This is a genomic window from bacterium (assembly GCA_040755755.1).
In the GTDB taxonomy this organism is placed as follows: domain Bacteria; phylum SZUA-182; class SZUA-182; order DTGQ01; family DTGQ01; genus DTGQ01.
In genome coordinates this window covers 47,162-55,581 of the sequence record JBFLZW010000034.1, presented here as the reverse complement: position 1 = coordinate 55,581, position 8,420 = coordinate 47,162, and the positions used below count along the sequence as shown (strand labels likewise).

The window sequence follows — 8,420 nt, the reverse complement described above, 5'->3', positions numbered from 1 at the left end:
GGCCTGCCATCTCCGGCCGCTCACTCATGGCCCCCATGGCCGATGAACCCACCAGCCCCACCGCTATGGCCGCCCCGATCGTCGACAGCCCCGTAGCCACTGCCGCCGCCATGAAGCCCCAGCTCACGCTATCCGGGTTCCTGGACTCCTTACTGACTGCTCCCTCCTCACCAGCGCTGCTGTACACCGGTCCAACAAAGGCAAGGGTCACCCCAAGCATACTCACCACAAACAGCACCACGAGCACCACCGGCAACCTCTTCGATCGCATTCCCCTGTCCATTGTCATGACTTTCATCTCCTTTCTTCCAGTTGTCTTATTGAATCCCCTGTAAAGGCCGGTAGATTTCTCCTCCTCCCTGGAAAAACTTGGTAAAAAACTCATAGTATTCGAGGCGGATGGTCTGGATAGATACCACCAGACCCTCAATGGTAATAATTCCGATATTTCCCAGGACCACAATCAGGCCATACCATAAGGTCCCCCCTCTCATGCCCTCCGAAGTCCTGGCCAGGGTAAAAACAGCCAGGAATAAACCTGCATGGGCCAGAGCAAAGGCAGAGACACGGACAAAAGAAACGGTATGAGAGAGGAAAGCGATAACCGTATCACCAATCTCGATCAGGGATTCCATGAAGTAAAGTCCCGGCTTATCAGGAAGGATCGGTAGATTTTTCTTCAGCACCAGCCTGCCATACAGGTTGAACAACGGCTCTTTCAGGAATAAGACCATAAGAGAGAGGGGCAGTACAGGCAGCAGATACCCGGCATTGACAGGCAATTTTCCGGTCGTGAGATAGGGCAGGGCCAGTCCGATGCATCCCCAGTAAAAAATCAGGCTTATAATGCCGAATTCCCCGAGAATACCTTCCTTATAGTTACGGTTCTCAATGGAATTAACGATATTTAAAATCAGTCCGATACTGATGACAAGCATGCCGAAGCCCACAGTTATTTTCATGAAGTAATAGATATTTCCCATAGGATTGAACCAGAGCGCAGGTATGAGATGCTCAAAGCCGAACACCGAGCCATAAAGAAAGCCGAAAATTGTGGACATAATGCCACATTCCATGATAATCAGGCATGCATCCCGCACGTTCTCTCTGGCGGATTTTCTATAGGCGAATAATCCCAGCAGGAACAGAACCAGCCCCTGTCCCACATCGCCGAACATGACACCGAACATAACCAGGAAGCTCAGGGCAAAGAAAAAGGTCGGCTCGACTTCCCGATAGGAAGGGATGCCGTAGCCGGCCACCAGCTTCTCAAACGGCCTGAGCAGAAACGGATTCTGGAAGCAGGTTGGAATCTTCAAAAGATCCCCGATCTGCCATACGGCATTGGAGGAGACAACAGCAACCCTGACCTGATTATCAGTCGCTTCCAGGACCTCGCGCTCCAGCAAAGGGACCACTCTCTGCGGCACCCATCCGGAGATATGATAAATCTGGCCAACCTTGTCATAAGATTTTCCAATCTCCAGGACAGCTATAGACAGGAGGACCTTGTGCCTCAATTGATCGAGCCGTCCGGTCAATTGCTTTTTCATTTTTTCCATCCGGGCCTGGATGACGGACTTCTCCGCTTCCAATTCCCGGATCCGGGTGCGCAGGTTCTCAAGGCTGCGCAGATCAGGATTTTCATCCTGCTCAGGAATTTCCAGCTTATCAAAGTAAGCGCTCCGTAAGGCTCTGTCGATTTTATCCCTGTCCCGGCGGGAGCCGAAAACGAAGATCAGACGCTGCTTATCGATGGCTACCGAAGGAACGATCAGGTGATAGAGGTTTGACAGGCTGAATTCCATCCGTCCCAGATTATCCAGCGGGATCAATCCTGCGGCCACATACAGGAACCTGCATCTGCGAAACCGGTCGATGTCCACTCCGGCAGCGGTGATGATCTCCAATTGCCGAAGGAGCTCCTCCTTCTGCTTCCTGGCCTTCTCGACTGTGTCCAGTTCCCCGATCACGCCCGAAACTTCATCCTCCAGGTGCTGAACCTCCCAGTCCAGTTGAGTGATATCCTGATGGGGATTCGCTTCCTCCTTCAAATTTTCCGGGGAGACTGGCTCCGGGCCGCCCATCAAATTGATTTCCATCAGGTTCAGTATCCTGTCCAGCCTGTTTTTCAGATCCGTATATTTTTGCAGAAGACTGCTGTCCGCGTTCGATTCCAGATTCAGCTCTCCAATTCTGGTTTTCCGGACATTCATCAGGTGCAGTATCTTGAGATTGGCAATGATCTGTGTTGTCTTGGCCATATGGTCCTGGGGTACCTGCAGATCGATCTTATCCATTTTGGCAGGTTTAAACATAAGCAGCTCTCCTACTCCCGGTTGTTTAATCGCAAGAGACAGGGTAGATCAAGTGGTCAATAAGCATTTCCCGCGACAGGTTCAGACGTTTGGCTTCCGTAATGCTGATAAGATCCCTGACTTCAATCTCCTTGAAGAGCACATAAGCCAGAACAACACCGATGTGAAAGGGAAATCCCAGCCAGTTCCTTCCGGCTTCGGCCCTGAGATAACGCCAGAGCAGGATGGAGCAGGTTTCGGCATCCCTGATATCAGGATTGTCCAGCAGGACTTTGTAGGGAGTCATCGCCAGATTGGTGATTACATCTTTGCGGTCAACCGAAAAGGCAAGCTTTTTCCGAAGCTCAGGCGAGATATGGCACCCTTGCGTCAGCCCGTAATTGAGAATCTCTTCCGGCGAAAAGTGATAGATATCCTTGAACCGGAATATCCAGGTTATATTGAGAATATCCATCTGAATGCCAAGGATGCTGCGGACAATTTTTCGCTCTCCACGGCTGAGGGAAGCGATGATTTTCCATAATTGATTATAGTAGCTGAGATCCAGGGCCATCTCCAGGGGGAAGGTTTCTTTTTCCTCTTCAAAGCGGTAGAGCGCGTTCTTCAGCGGTCTATAATAGCAGGTTCTCCGCAATTGGATAAGAACTTCCTCCATGCTCCGTGAATGAAGCAGTGCTTCGGGAGAAAAGCTCTGAGGCTCGACGATCGGCACTAAAAGCTGTTCGACCCCATCTTTTGATTTTCCCTGGCAGATAGTCCGCACAATGGCCTTGAGGTTCTCAAGCTCGTATTTTTGATATAGGTGCTGGATCAGCCGCCTGCGGTTTCCCGGCAACGAGCGGATAACCTTGGCATAGCAGTCAAACAGATCCTGATAGAACAACTGTATCAGCCCATCATAGGAGGCTGCGACCTGGCCAAGGAGCGGCCCATATGCAGTGGACCGGAGGCATTCGGACAGTCCGCTGGAGCCGGAGACGCCAAGCAGATTTTCATAATCTGCAGGGCCAAGCAGCCGGCTCTTCAAAGCCCGGAGTTTGGTATTGACATAGGAATATTGAAAGGCTGCTCGTAACATTTCCCGATCACCAGTCCGACATGAGCTCAATGAATACCGTTACCGAAGAGTATCCGGCGAATCTCAGCTATCGTCTGCTCGCGCTGTTTTTGTGCCTGCTCATTGATCCTCGATCGGGCTTCCTCCCGGCCAGTCTTGATCCTGGCCACCTCTTCTTCTCCTTCCGCCTTGAGCCTTTGCTCCAGTGCCTCCCGCTCCTTCCGCAGATCATCCCTGGTTTTCTCTATCAGTCTGCGGGCTTCAGCTCTGGCCTGAAGGACTATCTGGTTCCCTTTCTCCTTGGCCTCTTCCAAAACCCTGGCAGCGTTCAATTCCACTCCCAGCATTTTCTCAATCGTAGTGTTGCTTTCTGGTATTCCGCCCATGATTTTTTTACCTTTGCCTGTTACTTTTGTTTATCAGGCCGAAATTTTAGAAAATTTTCAAAGCTGATTTCTTCAGTATGAGTGATAAAAGCTACCTTTACCGTCTGCATTTTTTCCTGGAGCGTCCGAGAGGCAGGTAAAGGTGAATGAGTATCTCGGATAGTATCCTTTTTTAACCCGGCCAATGATCTTTCCTTTCCTGGCTGACGGCCTGGTTTGGACTGGCCGGTCTGAAAGAAGCTTAAAAGATGTGCATTTTTCTCAGGTGGTATTCTGTTCCGGGACACAATACGTTTCTCCTTACTTTCTGATCAGGCCATGAATTCCATGAATCGCTGGCCGCGTGCTCTCTCAAGATGAGAGGAAAAAGCTGATCGGGCTGACTCGCAACTCTGAAATTGAATAAAGATCCGGGGGCATCGCCCTTCGATCACCTTAAGAATGAATTCGACAAAGACCGCTCCGTATCTCTTTTGGGCCAGGGAAGTATAGTAAACAATGAAATCAATAAAATCGGCCAGGAGATCCTCTGAGATATCCTCGCCAAATTCCTGTTTCAGAGACTGGTATCTTCGGAAAAGATCACGAATCCGGTTCTGTTCCAGACTGACTGTATCAGCTTCAAAGCGGACCCGGTAGACCTCGCCGCTGAATTCAGGTACTTTGCACTCCTGAATCGCCTCACCGTTTTGATACAGTTGAGAGGAAGAAGGCTCTTCACTGCACTCCTCTCCTGCTGAATGCTCCGATATACCAGAACCCTTTTCCGTTCCTGATGGGAGGGGGGACAAGGTGTTTTCTCCCACCAGGGGCAATGGCGTTGAATTCAGCAACAGGCCATCCCCGTCATCCTTCCTGACCACTCTCTCCTGGCTCCTGACTTCTGACTTCTGACTCCTGACTCCTGCCTTCTGACTCCTGACTTCTGACTCCTGACTTCTGACTCCTGACTCCTGACTCCTGCCTTCTGACTTCTGGCTCCTGACTTCTGGCTCCTGACTCCTGCTTCCAATATTCTCGCCGTTGATCTGCCGGATGACCTCTTCGGCATCGCGTGAATAATCCGCATCATCACCGCCGTAGAAGAGCACCCGGAGAACTTCTTCTATGTTGGTTATCCCTTGAGCTGCTTTAAAAAAGCCATCTTCGCGCATGGAAATCATCCGGGCTGAGTATCTGGCAATCTGGCGGATCTCGCTGGAGATTTTCCGGCTCAAGACTGCATCCCTGATACTGTCATTGAGCACCAGAAGCTCATGAATACCGATCCTTCCGCGGTAACCGGTCTGATTGCAGAGGTTGCATCCTCTCCCCCGGCTGAATAAGTACTTTCCAGGTTCGACATTTTTGATGCCGAGATTCTGAAAAAGGACCGGGTCCGGCTCATAGCGTTCGCTGCAATGCGTACAGACCCTGCGTACCAGGCGCTGGGCAACCACGGAAACTATCGTGGACGAGATTAAAAAGGTTTCAATTCCCATATCTATCAGCCGCAGCAGGGCACCGGTGGAATCTTCCGTATGGAAGGTGCTGAGTGCCTTATGGCCGGTCAGGGCTGCCTGGATAGTGGCTGCGGCTGCGGCATTGTCCCGGATTTCACCTACCATGATGACATCCGGATCCTGACGCATCATGGAAGCGATAAAATCAAGATAGCTCAGGCCAATCCTGGTGTTCAACTGCCCCTGTACCACTCCTTCCATGGTGTACTCCACCGGATCCTCAACCGTGATAATCTTTCTGGCCAGACTGTTCAGGTAGTTCAGGGAGGCGTACAGGGTCGTCGTCTTTCCGCTGCCGGTTGGGCCGCAGACCAGAATGATACCGGTGGGTGAATCGAGGACCTGTCTATATCGTTTCAGGTTTATAGGGGAGAATCCCAGCTTGTCCAGGTCGATCAGCGTGGTCTGCCGCTTCAGTATCCGGATTACGATATTCTCGCCGTGAACAGCCGAGTAGGCTGAAACCCGAAGGTCAATATCATTGTCCAGTATCCGGGCCTCGATCCTGCCATCCTGATGCTTTCGATGTTCGGCGATATCCATGCCGCACATGACCTTGATGCGGGATATAACCGAAGGAATCATCCGCTTGGGCAGGTCGGTCTTATGCTGGAGGACACCGTCGATGCGAAAACGCACCCGGAGGTTGTACATCTGGGGCTCAATATGGATATCGCTGGCCCCCTCGGTAATGGCCGAGGAAATAATATAATTGACAATGTTGACGGTATTATCCCTGGCATCCCTGGTATAGGGTTCGTTGCCGATAACGAGGTCTTTTCCGGCCAGGAATTCCTCGCTTTCCTTTTGGCCGTATTCGATCTTGTGGCTTAAGGTATCAAGCAGGCTGTGAATGGCTGAACGGGTGGCAATAGCCGGTTCGATCTCGGCGTTCAGGGATCTTTTAAAATCATCGATAATATCGTCGGCCAGGGGATCTGTCATAATCAGGGTAACGATCCCCTCCTTTTCAAAGGCAGGTATGGCTTCCTGTCGCCGCAAAAACGCCTCGTGAAAGCGCAGGGCCAGCTTTTGGTCGATGATCTGCATGCTTGGCACAATGAAGGGAAATCCCAGTTGCATGCTCAGGGACCTGGCCAGTTGCTCTTCGGTCAGGAAGCCTGATTCAAGAAGAAGCTCCCCAATCCGCTTTTTTTCCCCCTTCTGCTTGTTCAGCACCTGCTCAAGCTGCTCATTATTGATAATCCCCAGGTTGACCAGCAGCTCGCCCAGGTAGATATGCTTGCAGTGCTTGCGCAGGATCTTGGACAGATCCACGCTTGAAATAAAGCCCAGGTCAACACAAATCTGACCTAATGGGGTACGTTGATAAGACTCTTTCTGGTGAATGAGTGCCTGCTGAAGCTCTTCTTCGGTAATATACCCATGATTGACCAGGATATCGCCGATACGAAGTTTCTTCTTCGGGCTATCTGAAGGCATGTTCGACCTCACTGCCGACAGGTTCTGCCTCACTTCTGGCATGTTCGGGCTCACTGCCGACAGGTTCCGACTCCAGCCCGATTTGTCTATCCTCATTCTCGATATCAGTCATCATCATCGCATCACGGGGCTCTTCAGATCCTGAACGGAAAATCTGGGCACAGGCAGTCAGCAGATACTCCTCAGCCAGCAGACCGAGTGAGGAGTCATACGGCCAGAATCCTCCCTGAACCCTGATGGGTTCATTCGGCAAAGGCAGATCCTCCAGCAGGGTCTTTACCCGCTGATAAACGGTTCTGGCCTGTTCAGCACTGGCTTTCAGAAGAACGAGAATAAACTGGTGTTCACTGATTCTGGCCACAACATCCATTTTACGGACTGCGTTGAGCAGGGTGGCGGAGATATTCTGCCAGAGGCGAAATTCATCCTTTCTGCTTAATGATCCTGCCAGGTGAGGATAATTTTCCAGAGACAGGCCGATCAAGGTCAGAGAAGTTTGAAACCTTCGGGCCTGTTCCATATTCTGGGCCAGGATTTTGAGGAGAAAAGAGCGGTTGGCCTGATGGTTAACGGTATCGATAATGGAGAAGGGAACGGATTTTTCGAAAACCACCTTCTCTTCAATTGTTTCCAATGCCTGCTGGAGAATGAGGTGGAAGGTCCGGGCATCCTCTTCAGGATACGACTCAAGGTTTAAACCGTCAAAGATCAGACAGCAGGTGACATTGCGCAAACCTCTCCCGGAGAAAACGGATATGTCCTGCTCGTCGAAGTCATCCACGTTCGCTACCGGTCCCAGCATCGCCGGGCCAAGGAGAGTGAGGGGAATGTCATCCACAGATAAGTCCAGGTTTTCCTTATCCCGGACATACGACAGTAAATAAGAGTACAGAGAGTCGATCCGGGCCTGTCCGATCTCTTCCATCGTCGAGGCAAGGAGACTGGCCCTGGTTTCATAGTAGAGAAAAACCGCGGCCACGCGAAAGGGAAAAAGGGAGTTCAGAATAGGCATCATGGCCGAAACCAGATCCCGGACCGAGTCAACCTGCCGGTTTAACGATTTCAGCTCATTCAGCACCTTTTCCTGGAACAGGTGCCGATCCAGAAGGTCATTGGCCATTTTCATGATATCCAGATCACTTACATTGCGGCCAACAATAAGGGGAGGCCGGAAAAAGAACCGCTGGACCCTCCTTCCCTTTATCGTCTCCTGAACGATTTTTTTCAACTCCTCCTGGTTGACCGGCCGTGACAGGCAAAAGTCCGCACCACACGATGTACTCCAGAACTGATCCATTTTCTGCTCGGAGGAAATGATCATAATCAGCGGGATGTCCAGGCGGAATCCGAACTTGAGCAGCCGGCTGAATTGATAGCCGCTCAGGTATGGCAGGGTATCGTCAACAATGACCAGAGCAGGTTTCAATGCGGCCACGTCCTTGATCGCCTGCGGCCCCTGACTCACTTCCCGAATGTCCAGGTTCATTTCCTGAAGGGTCTGCTTCACTACTGCCCGCAGAGAATCATCTCCCAGGGCCACTATGACCATGTCGTTCATAGCCTTCTCCCCCTCTATGACTCTATGGATCCAATGGTATCAACTTAAAGGTCAAATTTAACTTCAAAGGTTAAATTTTCCTCTCATCAGGTACAATTATCCCTTCTGAGGGCAGCATCTCCCCACTGGAGGGGGAAACCTCCCCCCTTTCTGAAG

The 8,420-nt window shown here is 51.1% G+C and carries 6 protein-coding genes; all 6 read right to left on the bottom strand.

Going from position 1 to position 8,420, the window contains the following annotated elements; translation table 11 throughout:
* On the bottom strand, positions 1-289 hold a 289-nt coding region (locus AB1611_12055), incomplete at its 3' end, for an ATP synthase subunit C (protein MEW6380324.1).
* Between the two features lie 28 nt (positions 290-317).
* Complete coding sequence (locus AB1611_12050) at positions 318-2,318, bottom strand: V-type ATPase 116kDa subunit family protein (GenBank protein MEW6380323.1); 2,001 nt, start codon at positions 2,316-2,318, stop codon at positions 318-320.
* A gap of 25 nt (positions 2,319-2,343) precedes the next feature.
* The gene (locus AB1611_12045) at positions 2,344-3,396 is read right to left on the bottom strand and encodes a V-type ATPase subunit (GenBank protein MEW6380322.1); all 1,053 of its coding nucleotides are present in this window, start codon (positions 3,394-3,396) and stop codon (positions 2,344-2,346) included.
* Positions 3,397-3,422: 26 nt separating this feature from the next.
* Positions 3,423-3,761, bottom strand: a complete 339-nt coding sequence (locus AB1611_12040) for a hypothetical protein (protein MEW6380321.1) — start codon at positions 3,759-3,761, stop codon at positions 3,423-3,425.
* Positions 3,762-4,072: 311 nt separating this feature from the next.
* Complete coding sequence (locus AB1611_12035) at positions 4,073-6,802, bottom strand: ATPase, T2SS/T4P/T4SS family (protein ID MEW6380320.1); 2,730 nt, start codon at positions 6,800-6,802, stop codon at positions 4,073-4,075.
* Positions 6,693-8,264 (bottom strand): response regulator, encoded by a 1,572-nt coding sequence (locus AB1611_12030; GenBank protein MEW6380319.1) that lies wholly within the window; start codon positions 8,262-8,264, stop codon positions 6,693-6,695. The genes AB1611_12035 and AB1611_12030 overlap by 110 nt, the downstream gene beginning before the upstream one ends.
* Positions 8,265-8,420: the final 156 nt, after the last annotated feature.

Excerpts from the sequence above, each read along its gene's own strand:
- AB1611_12040 (MEW6380321.1), bottom strand. The coding sequence starts at position 3,761 with ATGGGCGGAATACCAGAAAGCAACACTACGATTGAGAAAATGCTGGGA.
- AB1611_12050 (MEW6380323.1), bottom strand. The coding sequence starts at position 2,318 with ATGTTTAAACCTGCCAAAATGGATAAGATCGATCTGCAGGTACCCCAG.
- AB1611_12030 (MEW6380319.1), bottom strand. The coding sequence starts at position 8,264 with ATGAACGACATGGTCATAGTGGCCCTGGGAGATGATTCTCTGCGGGCA.
- AB1611_12045 (MEW6380322.1), bottom strand. The coding sequence starts at position 3,396 with ATGTTACGAGCAGCCTTTCAATATTCCTATGTCAATACCAAACTCCGG.
- AB1611_12035 (MEW6380320.1), bottom strand. The coding sequence starts at position 6,802 with ATGAGGATAGACAAATCGGGCTGGAGTCGGAACCTGTCGGCAGTGAGC.